Source organism: Alkalicoccobacillus porphyridii, from assembly GCF_007293315.1.
Lineage (GTDB): Bacteria > Bacillota > Bacilli > Bacillales > Bacillaceae_D > Alkalicoccobacillus > Alkalicoccobacillus porphyridii.
In genome coordinates, this window is the sequence record NZ_VLXZ01000441.1 from 1 (window position 1) to 230 (window position 230).

The 230-nt window shown below is 60.4% G+C and carries 1 protein-coding gene; it reads left to right on the forward strand.

Annotation, left to right across the window (positions count from 1 at the left end):
* Window positions 1-19 precede the first annotated feature (19 nt).
* Window positions 20-230: MerR family DNA-binding protein (locus tag FN960_RS24855; protein ID WP_260682113.1), on the forward strand; the 211-nt coding region annotated here is incomplete at its 3' end.

Genomic DNA, 230 nt, shown 5'->3' on the forward strand with positions numbered 1-230 from the left:
CTAGGAAGAGAAGGGGCTGGTGACGCCGCCGATGCGCAGCGAAAACGGTTATCGCACCTACACGCAGCAGCATCTCAACGAACTGACCTTACTGCGCCAGGCACGGCAGGTGGGCTTTAACCTGGAAGAGAGCGGCGAGCTGGTGAATCTGTTTAACGACCCGCAGCGGCACAGCGCCGACGTCAAACGGCGCACGCTGGAGAAGGTGGCGGAGATCGAACGACACATTG